This is a genomic window from Mycobacterium simulans, from assembly GCF_900232995.1.
GTDB lineage: Bacteria > Actinomycetota > Actinomycetes > Mycobacteriales > Mycobacteriaceae > Mycobacterium > Mycobacterium simulans.
In genome coordinates, this window is sequence record NZ_OCVX01000003.1 from 1,215,509 (window position 1) to 1,231,116 (window position 15,608).

13 protein-coding genes and 2 tRNA genes are annotated in these 15,608 nt (G+C 64.8%); 8 read left to right on the forward strand and 7 right to left on the reverse strand.

Annotated elements, in window-relative coordinates:
* The 4 genes from MSIMFI_RS06230 to pknB all read left to right on the forward strand — a co-directional run.
* A partial coding sequence (locus MSIMFI_RS06230; protein WP_191496548.1) for an FtsW/RodA/SpoVE family cell cycle protein occupies window positions 1-1,401 on the forward strand: 1,401 nt, incomplete at its 5' end.
* Entirely contained in the window at window positions 1,398-2,876 is a 1,479-nt protein-coding gene (gene pbpA / locus MSIMFI_RS06235; protein ID WP_191496549.1) for a D,D-transpeptidase PbpA, read from the forward strand. The genes MSIMFI_RS06230 and pbpA, both read left to right, overlap by 4 nt.
* Entirely contained in the window at window positions 2,873-4,177 is a 1,305-nt protein-coding gene (locus tag MSIMFI_RS06240; protein ID WP_191496550.1) for a serine/threonine-protein kinase, read from the forward strand. Before pbpA ends, MSIMFI_RS06240 begins: the two co-directional genes overlap by 4 nt.
* Window positions 4,174-6,051 (forward strand): Stk1 family PASTA domain-containing Ser/Thr kinase, encoded by a 1,878-nt coding sequence (gene pknB, locus MSIMFI_RS06245; protein ID WP_191496551.1) that lies wholly within the window; start codon window positions 4,174-4,176, stop codon window positions 6,049-6,051. Before MSIMFI_RS06240 ends, pknB begins: the two co-directional genes overlap by 4 nt.
* Here pknB and MSIMFI_RS06250 read toward each other — a convergent pair.
* Together MSIMFI_RS06250 and MSIMFI_RS06255 are read right to left on the reverse strand one after the other, a co-directional pair.
* Window positions 6,029-6,727 (reverse strand): aminodeoxychorismate/anthranilate synthase component II, encoded by a 699-nt coding sequence (locus MSIMFI_RS06250; protein ID WP_191496552.1) that lies wholly within the window; start codon window positions 6,725-6,727, stop codon window positions 6,029-6,031. The two genes, pknB and MSIMFI_RS06250, sit on opposite strands and share 23 nt — an antisense overlap.
* 32 nt (window positions 6,728-6,759) lie before the next feature.
* Window positions 6,760-7,503, reverse strand: a complete 744-nt coding sequence (locus MSIMFI_RS06255) for a DUF881 domain-containing protein (protein WP_191498054.1) — start codon at window positions 7,501-7,503, stop codon at window positions 6,760-6,762.
* A 101-nt stretch (window positions 7,504-7,604) separates the two neighbouring features.
* On the opposite strand from MSIMFI_RS06255, the gene crgA reads away from it, so the two are divergent.
* Complete coding sequence (gene crgA, locus MSIMFI_RS06260) at window positions 7,605-7,886, forward strand: cell division protein CrgA (RefSeq protein ID WP_085252994.1); 282 nt, start codon at window positions 7,605-7,607, stop codon at window positions 7,884-7,886.
* 155 nt (window positions 7,887-8,041) lie between these two features.
* Window positions 8,042-8,449, forward strand: a complete 408-nt coding sequence (locus MSIMFI_RS06265; protein ID WP_191496553.1) for a PH domain-containing protein — start codon at window positions 8,042-8,044, stop codon at window positions 8,447-8,449.
* 108 nt (window positions 8,450-8,557) lie between these two features.
* Here MSIMFI_RS06265 and MSIMFI_RS06270 read toward each other — a convergent pair whose 3' ends face one another.
* Window positions 8,558-9,106 (reverse strand): peptidylprolyl isomerase, encoded by a 549-nt coding sequence (locus MSIMFI_RS06270; RefSeq protein WP_191496554.1) that lies wholly within the window; start codon window positions 9,104-9,106, stop codon window positions 8,558-8,560.
* 117 nt (window positions 9,107-9,223) lie between these two features.
* On the opposite strand from MSIMFI_RS06270, the gene cwsA reads away from it, so the two are divergent.
* Together cwsA and MSIMFI_RS06280 are read left to right on the forward strand one after the other, a co-directional pair.
* Window positions 9,224-9,652, forward strand: coding sequence for a cell wall synthesis protein CwsA (gene cwsA, locus MSIMFI_RS06275; RefSeq protein ID WP_191496555.1), 429 nt, complete (start codon window positions 9,224-9,226; stop codon window positions 9,650-9,652).
* A gap of 62 nt (window positions 9,653-9,714) precedes the next feature.
* The gene (locus tag MSIMFI_RS06280) at window positions 9,715-10,218 is read left to right on the forward strand and encodes a cupin domain-containing protein (protein ID WP_191496556.1); all 504 of its coding nucleotides are present in this window, start codon (window positions 9,715-9,717) and stop codon (window positions 10,216-10,218) included.
* Window positions 10,219-10,346: 128 nt separating this feature from the next.
* Here the strand turns inward: MSIMFI_RS06280 and MSIMFI_RS06285 are convergent.
* The 4 genes from MSIMFI_RS06285 to gyrA all read right to left on the reverse strand — a co-directional run bounded on the left by MSIMFI_RS06285 (window position 10,347) and on the right by gyrA (window position 15,598).
* Window positions 10,347-10,419 (reverse strand) — tRNA-Ala (locus tag MSIMFI_RS06285).
* 151 nt (window positions 10,420-10,570) lie between these two features.
* Window positions 10,571-10,644, reverse strand: a tRNA-Ile gene (locus MSIMFI_RS06290).
* Window positions 10,645-10,815: 171 nt separating this feature from the next.
* Window positions 10,816-11,685, reverse strand: coding sequence for a DUF3566 domain-containing protein (locus tag MSIMFI_RS06295; RefSeq protein WP_191496557.1), 870 nt, complete (start codon window positions 11,683-11,685; stop codon window positions 10,816-10,818).
* A 145-nt stretch (window positions 11,686-11,830) separates the two neighbouring features.
* Complete coding sequence (gene gyrA, locus MSIMFI_RS06300; protein WP_191496558.1) at window positions 11,831-15,598, reverse strand: intein-containing DNA gyrase subunit A; 3,768 nt, start codon at window positions 15,596-15,598, stop codon at window positions 11,831-11,833.
* Window positions 15,599-15,608: the final 10 nt, after the last annotated feature.

A 15,608-nucleotide genomic window follows, 5' to 3' on the forward strand; every position in this document is an offset into this window, starting at 1 on the left:
CAACTGCAGCCACCCGTAGCGGTGACACCCCCGCTGCCGACTCGACGCAACGCCGAGCTGCTGCTGTTGTGCTTCGCCGCCGTCATCACCATCGCTGCACTGCTTATCGTGGAGGCCAACCAAGAGCGGGGCTTGCACTGGGACCTGGCCAGTTACGGGCTGGCATTCTTGACCCTCTTCGGATTTGCGCACCTGGCCATCAGGCGTTTCGCACCCTATACCGATCCGCTCCTGCTGCCCGTGGTGGCGCTGCTCAATGGGCTTGGGCTGGTGATGATCCACCGGCTTGACCTCGTCGACAAAGAAGTTGGCCGGTACGGTCACCCCAGCGCAAATCAGCAGATGCTGTGGACTCTGGTCGGCGTGACGTCGTTCGCGCTTGTGGTGACGTTCCTCAAGGACCACCGACAACTCGCGCGCTACGGCTACATCTGTGGACTCACGGGCTTGGTTTTCTTGGCGATTCCCGCACTGCTGCCGGCATGGCTGTCCGAGCAGAACGGCGCCAAGATCTGGATTCGCTTGCCCGGCTTCTCGATTCAGCCCGCCGAATTTTCCAAGATTCTGCTGTTGATCTTCTTCTCGGCGGTGCTGGTGGCCAAACGCGGCCTATTCACCAGCGCCGGCAAGCACTTGATGGGTATGACCCTGCCCCGCCCCCGAGACCTCGCGCCGCTACTGGCGGCTTGGGTGATCTCGGTGGGTGTGATGGTTTTCGAAAAGGACCTCGGCACTTCGCTGCTGTTATACGCGTCATTTCTGGTGGTGGTGTATCTGGCCACGCAGCGGTTTAGTTGGGTGGTCATCGGTCTGGTCTTGTTCGCCACGGGAAGCGTTGTGGCGTACTTCCTTTTTGCCCATGTTCGCGTTCGCGTGCAGACGTGGCTGGACCCGTTCGCCGACCCCGACGGCAGCGGTTACCAGATGGTGCAGTCGCTGTTCAGCTTTGCTACCGGTGGCATCTTCGGCACCGGACTGGGTAACGGGCAACCCGACACCGTGCCCGCGGCATCGACCGATTTCATCATCGCCGCGTTCGGCGAAGAGCTTGGATTAGTGGGTTTGGCGGCCATTCTCATGCTCTACACGATCGTCATCGTGCGGGGGCTGCGCACCGCGATCGCCATCCGGGATAGCTTTGGCAAGCTGCTGGCCGCGGGCCTGGCCTCGACGCTGGCGATCCAGCTATTCATCGTCGTGGGCGGAGTAACCCAGCTCATCCCGCTGACCGGATTGACCACTCCGTGGATGTCCTACGGTGGGTCATCGCTGCTGGCCAACTACGTGCTGTTGGCCATCCTGGCCCGCATCTCGCACGGTGCCCGACGTCCACTGCGCACCCGCCCGCGTAAAACATCGCCGATCGCGGCGGCCAGCACCGAGGTGATCCAGAAAGTATGAACGCGTCGCTGCGCCGGATCTCGGTGACCGTGATGGCGTTGATCGTGTTGCTACTGCTCAACGCCACATACACGCAGGTATTCACCGCCGACGGACTACGCGCTGACCCCCGCAACCAGCGCGTCCTACTCGATGAGTATTCGCGCCAGCGCGGACAGATTACCGCGGGCGGGCAGCTGCTGGCCTATTCGATGGCCACCGACAGTCGGTTTCGGTTCCTCCGGGTGTATCCCAACCCTGCGATGTACGCACCGGTGACCGGCTTCTACTCGCTGCGCTATTCCAGCACGGGGCTGGAACGGGCCGAGGATCCGGTGCTAAACGGCTCCGACGAGCGACTTTTCGGCCGTCGGCTGGCCGACTTCTTCACCGGACGCGACCCACGCGGCGGCAGCGTCGACACCACGATCATCCCGCGCGTCCAGCAGGCCGGCTGGGACGCCATGCAACAAGGCTGTGGTGGGTCGCCCTGTAAAGGAGCGGTCGTCGCCCTGGAACCGTCAACCGGGAGGATCCTGGCGCTGGTGTCCTCGCCGTCCTATGACCCGAACCAGCTGGCGTCGCACAATCCCGAGGTGCAGGCGCTGGCGTGGCAGCGGCTCCGGGACAATCCGGATAACCCGCTGATCAACCGCGCCATCTCCGAGACGTACCCGCCCGGGTCCACCTTCAAAGTGATCACCACCGCCGCCGCACTGGCGGCCGGAGCCAGCGATACCGATCAGCTGACCGCGGCGGCCACGATTCCGCTGCCCAATAGCACGGCCACGTTGGAAAACTACGGCGGCGAACCGTGCAGCCCCGACCCGACGGTGTCGCTGCGCGAGGCCTTCACCAAGTCATGCAACACCGCATTCGTCCAACTGGGCATCGTCACCGGCGCCAACGCCCTGCGCAGCATGGCGCGGTCGTTCGGCCTCGACACCCCACCCAGCCCAATTCCACTGCAGGTCGCCGAATCAACGATCGGAGGACTTCCAGACGCCGCCGCACTGGGGATGTCGAGTATGGGACAGAAAGATGTTGCGCTGACACCGCTGGAGAACGCGCAGGTGGCTGCGACTATCGCAAATGGCGGGATCACGATGCGGCCCTACCTGATCGACAGCCTCAAGGGGCCTGACCTGGCCAACATCGCCACTACAGCCCCTTATCAGCAGCGCCGCGCAGTGTCGCCGCAGATCGCCGCTAAGCTAACAGAGCTGATGGTCGGCGCCGAGAAATTCGCACAGCAGAAAGGGGCCATCCCCGGCGTGCAGATCGCATCCAAGACTGGTCCCGCAGAGCACGGCACCGCCCCCCGCCACACTCCACCGCACGCGTGGTATATCGCCTTCGCGCCCGCGCAAGCTCCGAAGGTTGCCGTTGCCGTGCTGGTAGAGAACGGGGGCGATCGCCTGTCTGCGACCGGTGGTGCGCTCGCCGCGCCTATCGGGCGGGCCGTGATCGAAGCCGCGCTGCAGGGGGGACCATGAGCCCGAGAGTAGGTGTGACGCTGTCTGGCAGGTACCGCCTGCAGCGCCTCATCGCCACCGGCGGCATGGGCCAGGTCTGGGAGGCGGTGGATAGCCGGCTGGGCCGACGCGTTGCGGTCAAGGTCCTCAAGCAGGAGTTCTCCCAGGACCCAGAGTTCATCGAACGGTTCCGCGCCGAGGCGCGCACCACCGCGATGCTCAACCACCCTGGGATCGCCGGCGTCCACGACTACGGCGAAAGCCAGCTGAACGGGGAAGGTCGCACCGCCTACCTGGTCATGGAGCTGGTCAACGGCGAGCCGCTGAACTCGGTGCTCAAGCGCACCGGCCGGCTGTCGCTGCGCCACGCACTCGACATGCTCGAGCAGACTGGTCGCGCCCTGCAAGTTGCACATGCGGCCGGATTGGTACACCGCGACGTCAAACCGGGCAACATCTTGATTACCCCCACCGGGCAGGTGAAGATCACCGACTTCGGCATCGCCAAGGCCGTCGATGCTGCGCCGGTGACCCAGACCGGCATGGTCATGGGCACCGCGCAATACATCGCGCCGGAACAGGCTCTGGGGCAAGACGCGAGCCCTTCCAGTGACGTCTACTCACTGGGAGTTGTTGGATACGAAGCAGTTTCGGGTAAGCGGCCGTTCACCGGCGACGGTGCTCTGACGGTGGCGATGAAGCACATCAAAGAGCCACCGCCGCCGCTGCCCGCCGACCTGCCGCCCAATGTGCGCGAACTCATCGAGATCACCCTGGTGAAGAACCCCGCCATGCGTTATCGCAGTGGGGGACCGTTCGCTGACGCCGTCGCCGCGGTCCGAGCCGGACGCCGCCCTCCGCGGCCCAGTCAGACACCGCCGGCCGGCCGGGCCGCCCCGGCGGCGATACCTTCGGGCGCTCCTGCCAGGATCGCGGCCACCTCCAGCAGCCGGACCCCGCCGCCCCGCCGGTCCCGCCCGACGACCGGAAGTCGCCGCCAGCCCCCGGCGCGGCGCACGTTCTCGTCGGGCCAGCGCGCGCTGCTCTGGGCCGCGGGCGTGTTGGGTGCGCTGGCGATCATCATCGCCGTGCTTATCGTCATCAATTCCAGCGCGGAGACTCAGCAGCAATCACCACCGCCGACTGTTACCGACACCGGCGGCCCACCAGCGACCAAGACCCCTGCCGGGCAGGGCCCGGGCCTCAATTGGACGGATGGCGAAGAAGCAGGTATTTCTGGACTTCAGAACCTCAGCCCAGTCGACGCCCCACTGACGCTGCATGGCAGCGCGTCGCTGGCCCGATACGAGATACCGCAATGACCACCCCTCGGCACCTGTCCGACCGCTACGAACTGGGCGACATCCTCGGTTTCGGGGGGATGTCCGAAGTTCATCTCGCCCGTGACCAGCGGTTGCATCGCGACGTCGCGGTCAAGGTGCTGCGCGCGGACCTGGCCCGTGATCCCAGCTTCTACCTGCGCTTCCGGCGAGAGGCCCAAAACGCCGCGGCACTGAATCATCCGGCGATCGTCGCCGTTTACGACACCGGCGAAGCCGAAACACCCGCCGGCCCGTTGCCCTACATCGTCATGGAGTACGTCAACGGCGTCACCCTTCGCGACATCGTGCACACCGATGGTCCGATGCCGCCCAAACGAGCCATCGAAGTCATCGCCGATGCCTGCCAGGCACTGAACTTCAGCCATCAAAACGGCATCATCCACCGCGACGTCAAGCCAGCCAACATCATGATCAGCACCACCAACGCCGTGAAGGTGATGGACTTCGGCATCGCCCGCGCGATTGCCGACAGCGGCAACAGTGTCACCCAGACCGCGGCGGTGATCGGGACGGCGCAATACCTGTCACCGGAACAGGCCCGCGGTGACGCCGTCGACGCCCGCTCCGATGTCTATTCGTTGGGTTGTGTTCTTTACGAGGTTCTCACCGGAGAGCCACCCTTTACCGGCGACTCGCCCGTGTCCGTCGCCTACCAGCATGTGCGTGAAGACCCCGTTCCGCCGTCAGAGCGGCACGAAGGCATCTCCGCCGACCTCGACGCCGTCGTGCTCAAGGCGCTGGCCAAGAACCCCGAGAACCGCTATCAGACCGCGGCGGAGATGCGCGCCGACCTGGTCCGCGTGCACAACGGTGAGCCACCGGAGGCGCCCAAGGTGCTCACCGGTGCCGAGCGCCGCTCAATGCTGTCCTCCACGGCCGGAAACCTCAGCGGTCCGCGGACCGATCCGCTACCTCGCCAGGTCTTCGACACCGACCGCGAGCGCAATATGGGGTCCGTCGGCCGGTGGGTGGCCGCGGTCGCCGGACTGGCGGTGCTAACCATCGTCGTCTTCATCGCAATCAACACGTTCGGCGGCAACACGCGCAATATCCAAGTGCCCGACGTGCGAGGGCAAGCGTCCGCCGACGCGATTGCCGCACTACAGAACCGGGGCTTCAAAACACGTACCCTGCAAAAGCCTGACTCGACGATCCCACCGGACCACGTGATCGGCACCGATCCGGGCGCCAATTCGTCGGTGGGTGCGGGCGACGAGATCACGATCAACGTTTCCACCGGGCCTGAGCAACGTGAACTGCCCGACGTCTCCTCGCTGAGCTACGCCGAGGCGGTCAAGAAGTTGACTGCCGCTGGATTCGGCAAGTTCAAGCAGGCGAATTCGCCGTCGACCCCCGAACTGATGGGCAAGGTGATCGGTACGAATCCGCCGGCCAATCAGACGTCGGCGATCACCAACGTGATCACCATCATTGTCGGCTCTGGGCCTGAGGCTAAGCAGATTCCCGACGTGGGCGGCCAGACCGTCGACCTAGCCCAGAAAAACCTCACCGTCTACGGCTTCACCAAGTTCAGTCAGTCGCAGGTGGACAGCCCGAAGCCGGCCGGTGACGTGATCGGCACCAACCCGCCCGCGGGTACCACGGTTCCGGTCGACTCGGTCATCGAACTGCAGGTCTCGAAGGGCAATCAGTTCGTCATGCCCGATTTGTCCGGCATGTTCTGGACCGACGCCGAACCGCGGCTGCGCGCACTGGGTTGGACCGGGGTGTTGGACAAGGGAGCTGACGTCGATGCCGGTGGCTCCCAGCACAACCGGGTCGTCTATCAGAGTCCGCCGGCCGGTACCGGAGTCAACCGCGACGGCATCATCACGCTGAAGTTCGGCCAGTAGCCTCGGCCGAGCTGTTTGTTGAGCTCGGGATCTGCGACCGAACTGCGATGAGAACTTCGTTTTCCAGCCGGCGCACCAGCGTGTCGTCGCGCGCCCAGCCGCAGTACGCCAGCCAGTTGGCGAGCATCCGGTGCCCGCCTTCGGTGAGGATCGACTCCGGGTGGAACTGGACACCGTGGATGGGCAACCCGGTGTGCTGTACGCCCATGATCACACCGCTGCGGGTATGGGCGGTGACCACCAGCTCCGCGGGCAGCGAGTCCGGCAGGATGGTCAGCGAGTGGTATCGGGTCGCCGTGAACGGGTCCGGAAGTCCTTGCAACACACCGGTGTTCGTGTGGAACACGCTGCTGGTCTTGCCGTGCAGCAACTCGGGCGCGCGGTCGACGGTCGCGCCGAAGGCGACGCCGATGGCCTGGTGCCCGAGACATACTCCGAGCAGGGGGGTACAGGCCGCGGCGCAGGCACGAACCAAGCCGATCGACGCGCCTGCGCGTTCCGGGGTACCCGGACCGGGGCTTAGCAGGACGCCGTCGAACTGGGCGGCGATGGCGGCTTCATCAGACAGCCGAGCGTCGTCGTTGCGCCACACCTCGGCATCGACGCCAAGCTGGCCAAGATACTGCACCAGGTTGAAAACGAAGCTGTCGTAGTTGTCGACGACCAGGATCCGCATCGTGACAGGTTACCGTCCGGCTCGATAAAGCCTCAGTACCCCAAGGGCCCCGACGGCTTTGCGAAATGCAGCTGGACCGGTTCGGAATGGCCGACGATTTGTACGTCCGGCTTGACTTCCTCGTGGTAGCCGAGGCCGAATCGAACGACGTACTGCTTGTAGAGCGTCACCAGCGGCGCGGCAGCCAGCGCCGCTTGCATGCCGGCGGCATTGCCGATCGCGGTGATCGTGTAGGGCGGGCTATAGGTACGCCCATTGAGCAGCAACGTGTTGCCGACGCAGCGAACTACCGAGGTCGCGATGATGCGCTGGTCCTGCATCTGGATCGCCTCCGCGCCGGCACTCCACATCGCGTTCATGACGCCATCGATGTCTTGCTGATGCACAACCAGGTCGTCGGGAGAGGCGTCGCGTGGGAAGCGGCCGTTGGCGTCGCGTTGTGCGTCACTGAGACGCACCACCAGGCCCGGACCGTGGACCGGGTTCATATCGGCCTCACCGGCCAGTTCGGCGGTTCGCCGCAGCATCGCCGTCAATGCGGTATCCGAGGACCGACCGTGCGCGGCGTCGATCCGTTGGGTCAGTGCTTCGCGTTGGGCGTTGAGGCGGGCCACCGACGACTGCTCCTGGCGCACCAGGTCGACCAGGCGCGGTGCGTCGCTGCGGCGGATCTCCGCGCCACCGGACACCCCGTGCGTCGCGGCCAGCAGCAGCCCCGCCAGCAAGCAGACCAGCGGCACACCGAACCGCCATGGCGAGCGGCGCCTGTCGATCATCATGTCTCCGTTTCCTGGTCACGGTGCCAGGTGGGTTAGTCTCGTAGCCAAGCCTGAAAACAAGCTATGCCTGCAGCAGCAACCGTAACCCGAGGTAGCAGATGCCGAAATCCAAGGTCCGCAAGAAAAACGATTTCACCGTCAGCGCGGTCAGCCGCACGCCGGTGAAGGTGAAGGCGGGACCGTCGAGTGTGTGGTTCGTCGCCTTGTTCATCGGTTTGATGCTGATCGGCCTCATCTGGTTGATGGTGTTTCAGCTGGCCGCCGTAGGCAGCAATGCGCCCACGGCGCTGCATTGGATGGCTGAGCTCGGTCCGTGGAACTACGCGATCGCGTTCGCTTTCATGATCACCGGTTTGTTGCTCACGATGCGGTGGCACTGACGGTTGACGCGAACGTAATGAATTCATTTTGCGGTCTGCGCGTTACTGGCGCAGCAACCTTAAGATCACACAATCACACGCGTGTGATTTATCCCCACTGTTGATAGCGTCTGTGGATAACTGTATCCGCGGTGGTGGGAGGGTCTAGCTACCGAATGCAGCAAACAGAATGGGCGCCTCGGACGGCAGGAATCGCTGGTTGTGGGGTTGCAGGCGTTGTGATGGCTATCGCCTGTGTGACCCTGGTCACAGATCCGCCCGGGCGTGTTATCACCGGAATTGCCGCGCTGGGTCTGATCTTGTTTGCGGGCGGCTCGTGGCGCGCGCGTCCAAAGCTGGCAATTACCACCGAAGGCTTGGCGATCCGGGGGTGGTTTCAGACGCAGTTATTACGGCGTCCTCAGATCAAGATCATCAGGATCACCGAGTTCCGCCGCTTTGGTCGCAAAGTCCGATTGCTCGAGATCGAAACGGTCAACGGCGGACTGCTAATCCTGTCCCGTTGGGATCTCGGCACCGAACCACTCGAGGTGCTCGACGCCCTTACCGAGGCCGGCTACTGATCCTTTGGGCGCGCGCGGCGCATCGGGCGCCGAGCGTGCGTGTCCGCACACCGACACGCCGACGCGGCCGGCATTTTGCGCACCCTCGCGAGGGTTTCGGCCCGGCGTCTAGGTGATCGTGATCGACTCGATGACGACCGGGTCAGTCGGCCGGTCGTTGCCGTCGGTGGCCGTCGTTGAAATCACCTCGACGACACGCTGCGACTCCGCGTCCGTCACCTCACCGAAGATCGTGTGACGCCGGTTCAGGTGCGGGGTCGGACCGACGGTGATGAAGAACTGTGAGCCGTTGGTGCCCGGCCCGGCGTTGGCCATCGCGAGCAGGTAGGGCCGGTCGAACTGCAGCTCGGGATGGAACTCGTCGGCGAACTTGTAGCCGGGGCCGCCACGACCGGTTCCGGTCGGGTCGCCGCCCTGGATCATGAAGCCCCGGATCACCCGGTGAAAGACCGCGCCGTCGTAGAAGGGGCCGGACGGGCCGCCCGAGGCGTTTTGGGTCGAGTACTCCTTGGTGCCCTGCGCCAGGCCCACAAAATTGGCGACGGTCTTGGGCGCGTGGTTTCCGAACAGGGCGACCTTGATGTCTCCGCGGTTGGTGTGCAGCGTGGCGGTGGCGGGCTGAATGGGGCTGTTAGTCACGGGATCACAGTCTGCCATTACGCGCCGGCCCGTCCGCACCGGGTGCGGCGTTCGCACAATAGGTCCGCAGGCGTCTTTATGGTGGCAGTCTGTCCTAGGTACGTGGAGGTACCTGACGAAAGAGAAAGGCGGCAGATGAGCGAGAACGCGGAAACCCGGTTGACCCCAAGGGAACGACTGACCCGCGGCCTGACCTATTCGGCGGTGGGACCTGTGGACGTCACCCGAGGCGTTGTCGGACTCGGGGTTCACTCGGCGCAGTCGACGGCATCGGAGCTTCGTCGCCGCTACCGGAAAGGCCGGCTGGCCCGCGAGATCGCAGCCGCCCAAGAGACGATCGCTCAGGAGCTGGCCGCCGCACAGGAGGTGGTCGCCAACCTGCCGCAGGTGCTCCAGGAGGCACGCCGGTCGCAACGCCGAAGCAAGCGTCGTCCGTGGCTCAGCGCGGGCGCCGCCATCGCGGTACTGGCGGGCGGGGCGGTCGCGTTCAGCATTGTCCGGCGCTCGACGCGCAAGGAGCCGTCACCGCTGCCGCCGAGCGTGGACGTGCACCCGCGGCCGTGACGGAATCTTGAGCGTCGGCGCTACCCAGTTTGAGGCCGTCAGACGTTGTCAACCCTGGGGCCATGACCTTTCAGACGCACCACCACGCGCCGGCTACGCCGGCGATCATCACGCCGGAGGCCCAGCAGGCGGTGTGGTTCCTGGGCGCGCTCATCCGGGTCCGCGCCACCGGGGATGCAACCGACGGAACCTTCGACGTGCTGGAACAGCGGGGCGAGCGAGGCTACGGGAGCCCGCTGCATCGGCATCTGGCCGAGGAGGAGACCTTTTTCGTGCTCGACGGCGAACTACGCGTCGAGGTGGGCGGTGAGGCGCATGCCGCCGGACCCGGATCGGTCGCCTTTTTGCCCCGGCAGCTACCGCACGCCTTTGTAGTAACCAGCCCCGATGCTTGGTTCCTCACCGTGCACACGCCGGCCGGGTTTGCAAAGTTCACGCGCGCCGTCGGAACGCCCGCGACCGACACCACCACGCCGCCCGACGAAGTACCGCCGGACCCGGCCGCCCTTACGGCCATGGCACGTTCGTACGGCATCGAGATCCTGGGTCCGCCCCCGGCACCGTGACGCGCGGCCGCCCGCCACGGATGGACCGCGCACAGGTAATTTCGTTGCGCCACAAGGGCGTTGGGGCGATTGGAGATTGCGGGGCTTCGGGTGTGAGGATTGCCGGCATACCCGCCTATGGCAATTTGTGGAGCCTAGGGGAATCGAACCCCTGACACCTGCCTTGCAAAGGCAGTGCTCTACCAACTGAGCTAAGGCCCCTCTTCATGGTTAGGTGCAAGACCAGAGGGTGGATCTGGCTCCATGTGCCACACCTCGACGCCGCGTCGTGATCGCACTACCGCCGCCACCGCAGCGATCGCCGCCAGTGGCACCGCGAGCTTCACGCAACGTCTCAACGGGTACATGGTCGTGGGCCTAGGAGGACTCGAACCTCCGACCTCTTCGTTATCAGCGAAGCGCTCTAACCGCCTGAGCTATAGGCCCGTACTCGCGTACGGCCGAGCGACGAGATTACCGCAATCGCCGCCCGACACCCAAAACGCTAGTGGCGATCGCAAGCGCGGCGCAGCCGGGCGCAGCGGGTCGCCACCCAAAACGCTAGTGGCGATCGCAAGCGCGGCGCAGCCGGGCGCAGCGGGTCGCCACGCATCCAACCTAGTCCCGGTCTGCCAGCGTCACTTCGATACCGCCGATCAGATCGGTCGTCAGGTTGTAGACGAACGCCGCGATCGTGGCCATCGCGGTCATCAGGACAATGTTGACCAGGCCGATCAGGACGGCGCCACCGAATATCGTTCCGCTGGAGACTAGCTCTCCGCTGGTACCGCTGGTGTTATTCAACAGATCGCCGACATTGCTGTTCAGTTTGGCCCACACACCCATGCCACCAAGCACCAGGTAGAGGAACGCGACAGCGATCATCCACACGAAGAAGAGCGCCACCGACAGCAACAGCGACACCTTCAACGTGCTCCACGGGTCGATCCGCCGGATCTGCATGCTGGCGCGCACCGGACCACGGGTTCGTCGGGAGGACACCTGGACCCGGGATTCGCGGGTTTCTCGGGCTTCAGAGGTCGCCGAACGGCCCGGGCTCGGCTCAGCGGCACGGTCCACGGCAGGCTTGCGTTGCGTGGCCCGGGGCATTGGCCCGGACAGGTCGGGCAATTCGCTGGCGTACGCCTCAGCGGGCGGGCCGTCACTGCGCACCGGCAGAGCGTCGGACTCCGGCGGCGCGGGCTTCGCGGATGGGCCTGCCGACGGCGCCGACGTGCCCGTGATGAAGCGGTTGAGTCGGGCATCAACGCTGGAGGGCGCCCGCACGTCGGTAGGCGGATCGGCAGCCTGGCGATGCGCTGGTTGGGACGGTCTGGTCGCACCACGCTGCCATGGCGGCGAGTCTCCGGCATCCGGTATGCGGCCGGGTCCGGTCGCCGCCCGGTGTGCACCGGCACGTTCGACCGAACCATCCCCATTCGATTTGTCGCCCCAGTTGGAGGTGTCCGGCTCGTTCGGTGAGGTCACCCCGACTCCTAACATATGTACCCAGGCCGCTGAGCCTAATTGCCCGGCACCGCCTGGGGCTGCGATGCGGCTCGCATCGTCATCGGGCTGAGTCTAATTGCCCAGGCTTTCCTGCGGCCGATCCACCGCCGGAAATTGTCGCCTATCAGGTAGGCGACTCGCCCTCGTTGTCGACGTCGTCAGCGCTTTCCTCGGCGTTACGGGCAATCGCCAACAGTGTGTCGCCCTCACCCAAGTTCATCAGCCGAACGCCCTTGGTCTGCCGTCCCGCCTTGCGGACCTGGCGCGCCGCCGTGCGGATGACGCCGCCCCCAGAGGTAATCGCGTAAAGCTCGCTGTCGTCGTCGACAATCAACGCTCCGACCAGCCTGCCACGGCGACGGTCGTACATAACGGTCAGGACCCCCTTGCCGCCACGGCCCTGTACCGGATACTCCTCGATCCCGGTGCGTTTGGCATAGCCTCCGGACGTGGCGACCAGCAGGTAGGTGCCTTCGCGGACCACGTTCAGCGACAGCAGTCGGTCGTCGGCGTTGAACCGCATGCCCTGCACACCGGAGGTGGCGCGGCCCATCGGGCGCAGCGCCTCGTCGGTCGCCGAGAACCTGATGGACTGGCCGTTGGCCGATACCAGCAGCAAATCGTCGTCGGCCGAACACAGCACCGCCCCGACCAGCTCATCATTGTCGCGCAAGTTGATCGCGACGATCCCGCCCGAGCGGTTGGAGTCGAAGTCGGTCAGCTTCGACTTCTTAACCAGGCCGTTCCGCGTGGCCAGCACCAGGTACGGCGCGTCTTCGTAACCGCGGATCTGGATGACCTGGGCGATGCGCTCCTCGGGCTGAAACGCCAGCAGGTTGGCGACGTGCTGACCGCGCGCCGTTCGAGAGGCCTCCGGCAGCTCATAGGCCTTGGCCCGGTACACCCGACCCTGCGTGGTGAAGAACAGGATCCAATCGTGGGTGGAGGACACGAAGAAGTGCCGGACGATGTCGTCCTGCTTGAGCCCGGCGCCCTGCACACCCTTTCCGCCACGCTTTTGGCTGCGGTACAGATCGGTCTTGGTGCGCTTGGCGTATCCGGTCTCGGTGATGGTGACGACGACGTCCTCGCGGGCGATCAAATCTTCGTCGCTGACGTCGCCGTCGGCCGCGATGATCCGGGTGCGACGGTCGTCGCCGTGCTTGTCGACGATTTCGCCGAGTTCGTCGCGCACGATTTTTCGTTGCCGCTCCGGCTTGGCCAGGATGTCTTCCAGGTCCGCGATCTCGGCCTCGATCTTGGCCAGGTCGTCGATGATGCGCTGGCGTTCCAGTGCCGCCAGTCGGCGCAGCTGCATGTCCAGGATGGCTTGCGCCTGGATCTCGTCGATGTCGAGCAGTTCGATCAGGCCGGCGCGGGCGATGTCGACCGTCTCGGACGCGCGGATCAACGCGATCACTTCGTCCAGCGCGTCGAGCGCTTTGACCAGACCGCGCAGGATGTGGGCCCGCTCGTTGGCCTTGCGCAGCCGGTAGGTGGTGCGGCGGACGATGACGTCGAGCTGGTGTTCGACGTAGTGGCGAATCAGCTGGTCCAGCCGCAACGTGCGTGGCACTCCGTCGACGATCGACAGCATGTTGGCGCCAAAGCTGGTCTGCAGCTGGGTGTGCTTGTAGAGGTTGTTCAGGACAACCTTGGCCACGGCGTCGCGCTTGAGTTCGATGACGATACGCAAGCCCACCCGGTCGCTGGACTGATCCTCGATGTTGGAGATGCCGGCCAGCTTGCCGTCGCGGACCTGCTCGGCGATCGAGGTGATGAAGTTGTCGTGGTTGACCTGGTAGGGCAGCTCGGTGATGACCAGCGAGGTTCTCCCGCGCGAATCTTCTTCTACCTCAACGACTCCGCGCATCCTGATGGAACCCCGGCCGGTCTTGTAGGCATCGGAGATGCCCTGGGTTCCGACGATCAGTCCGGAGGTGGGAAAGTCGGGGCCTTTGACGCGTTCCATGACGGCGGCCAGCGTGGCCTCTTCGTCGGCGTCGTAATTGTCCAGCGCCCAGAACACCGCGTCGGCGAGCTCGCGCAGGTTGTGCGGCGGGATGTTGGTGGCCATGCCGACGGCGATGCCGCCGGAGCCATTGGCCAGCAGGTTGGGGAACCTACTGGGCAGGACGGTCGGCTCCTGGACACGACCATCGTAGTTCGGTATGAAATCGACTGTCTCCTCGTCGATTTCACGCAACATCTCCATGGCCAGCGGAGTCAACCGCGCCTCGGTGTTGTGGCTAACGAAGCCGTTGGTGAGGAAGGCATGATCGTCGGTGTCGACACGCAAGCTGTAGACCGGTTGGACACCGGCTTCGGTCACCGAGGCGACCCGCGCGTAGTAGAACCGGCCATCGGTGAGTTCGGTGGCGATGGCACGCACGTCGGGATCGGCGATGTGCGAGAGGATCTCGTCGCCGCGGGTGCGCCACCGTTGGATGCGATCGATGTTGTGGCGGTTGAGCCAATCGCGGTCGGCCCACGAACCTCTGGCATGCTTACGGATGAACGAAGACAGTCCGGGAACGTGATCTCCATCGCGACCGGCACACGGTGGCATCGCACCAAGAATCTTGGCGAGCTTGGATTGCTTCGCACCACCGAAACCGACTTGTGTTGCAAACATTTCGGCTTGCGCACGGTTGGTGATGACGACCTTGTGCTCACCCGTTGCGTGCAGGTACCGCCGAGATACCACACCGAACTCGAGGAGCATCTGCTGAACGTCGACAGCTAGCTGCTCGCTGCGTGTCGAGTACGACACCTGAATCGTGTTGCGTGGTAAGACAGAGCACGAACCATCACCTTCGAACAGCGCCTGCAGGAAGGCCCGCTTGACGGCGGCCGAGGACTGCCACAGCCAGTCGGGTACCACCTTGTCCGCCGATCGTTGCCCACACAGGTCGCCTAGGCGTGTCTTCTTGAGTTCGGCGAGGTTATGAATATCGAGCTCATGCAACGTCGATCCGGACGCAATGGTCCGAACCGACGTATAGCGTCGGCCACCCACGACGGCGTCATACGCAGCGACGACCATGTTGAAGTACTCGCGGTCGAGGTTGTTGAATCCCGCGCGCGTCTGCGATACGAAGCCCTCGCTGATAAACGCGCCCAACAAGAGCGCTTCCATCACGTCGTGCCAGTCCGCCGGCCCGAGTTCCACCGGCGGAGTCCGCTGCAACACGACATGGTCCTCGTCGCGGATCTCCCCGATCAGCTTCCACAGCAGCGTCGGCACACCGCCGACGTCGACAAGGCACAGCAACGGATGGTTTGCGGTGCCGGTGACCTCATAGCCTTCGGCGGTGCGCACGGTGTAGGTCTGGTGCTCGCCCGAATGGAACAACCGATCGGCTACCACGGGGTCGCCGTGCCGGTCGAGGACCTTCAGCTCGACCGCGTTGTCAGAATTGGGGCGGGCGCCCGGCACGACGTCGCCGATCCGCGCCGATTGCCCAAATGGTAAGCGCACCAATGCATCTGCAGAGGTACAGTAGCGCATCGCCGCCGGCGGGTCGTTGCCCGGCGAGCCGAAGTTACCCTGACCGTCGACCAGCGGATACCGCAGCGACCACGGCTGGGCCATCCGCACCAAGGTGTCGTAGATCGACGCGTCGCCGTGCGGGTGGTAGTTGCCCATCGTCTCGGCCACCGACCGCGCCGACTTGGCGTGGCTGCGGTCCGGGCGGAACCCCGAGTCGTACATCGCGTAGAGCACGCGGCGGTGCACCGGTTTGAGCCCGTCGCGCACTTCCGGCAGCGCGCGGCCGACGATCACGCTCATCGCGTAATCGATGTAGCTGCGCTGCATCTCCTGTTGAATGTCAACCGGTTCGATTCGTTCGACGGAATCGTCACCCGGTGGCAGCGTGGTGTCTGTCATGTATTCCTCG

Bases quoted from the DNA above. Each gene is read 5' to 3' on its own strand.
- pbpA (WP_191496549.1), top strand. From the start codon at position 1,398: ATGAACGCGTCGCTGCGCCGGATCTCGGTGACCGTGATGGCGTTGATC.
- MSIMFI_RS06240 (WP_191496550.1), top strand. From the start codon at position 2,873: ATGAGCCCGAGAGTAGGTGTGACGCTGTCTGGCAGGTACCGCCTGCAG.
- pknB (WP_191496551.1), top strand. From the start codon at position 4,174: ATGACCACCCCTCGGCACCTGTCCGACCGCTACGAACTGGGCGACATC.
- MSIMFI_RS06250 (WP_191496552.1), bottom strand. From the start codon at position 6,727: ATGCGGATCCTGGTCGTCGACAACTACGACAGCTTCGTTTTCAACCTG.
- MSIMFI_RS06255 (WP_191498054.1), bottom strand. From the start codon at position 7,503: ATGATCGACAGGCGCCGCTCGCCATGGCGGTTCGGTGTGCCGCTGGTC.
- crgA (WP_085252994.1), top strand. From the start codon at position 7,605: ATGCCGAAATCCAAGGTCCGCAAGAAAAACGATTTCACCGTCAGCGCG.
- MSIMFI_RS06265 (WP_191496553.1), top strand. From the start codon at position 8,042: ATGCAGCAAACAGAATGGGCGCCTCGGACGGCAGGAATCGCTGGTTGT.
- MSIMFI_RS06270 (WP_191496554.1), bottom strand. From the start codon at position 9,106: ATGGCAGACTGTGATCCCGTGACTAACAGCCCCATTCAGCCCGCCACC.
- cwsA (WP_191496555.1), top strand. From the start codon at position 9,224: ATGAGCGAGAACGCGGAAACCCGGTTGACCCCAAGGGAACGACTGACC.
- MSIMFI_RS06280 (WP_191496556.1), top strand. From the start codon at position 9,715: ATGACCTTTCAGACGCACCACCACGCGCCGGCTACGCCGGCGATCATC.
- gyrA (WP_191496558.1), bottom strand. From the start codon at position 15,598: ATGACAGACACCACGCTGCCACCGGGTGACGATTCCGTCGAACGAATC.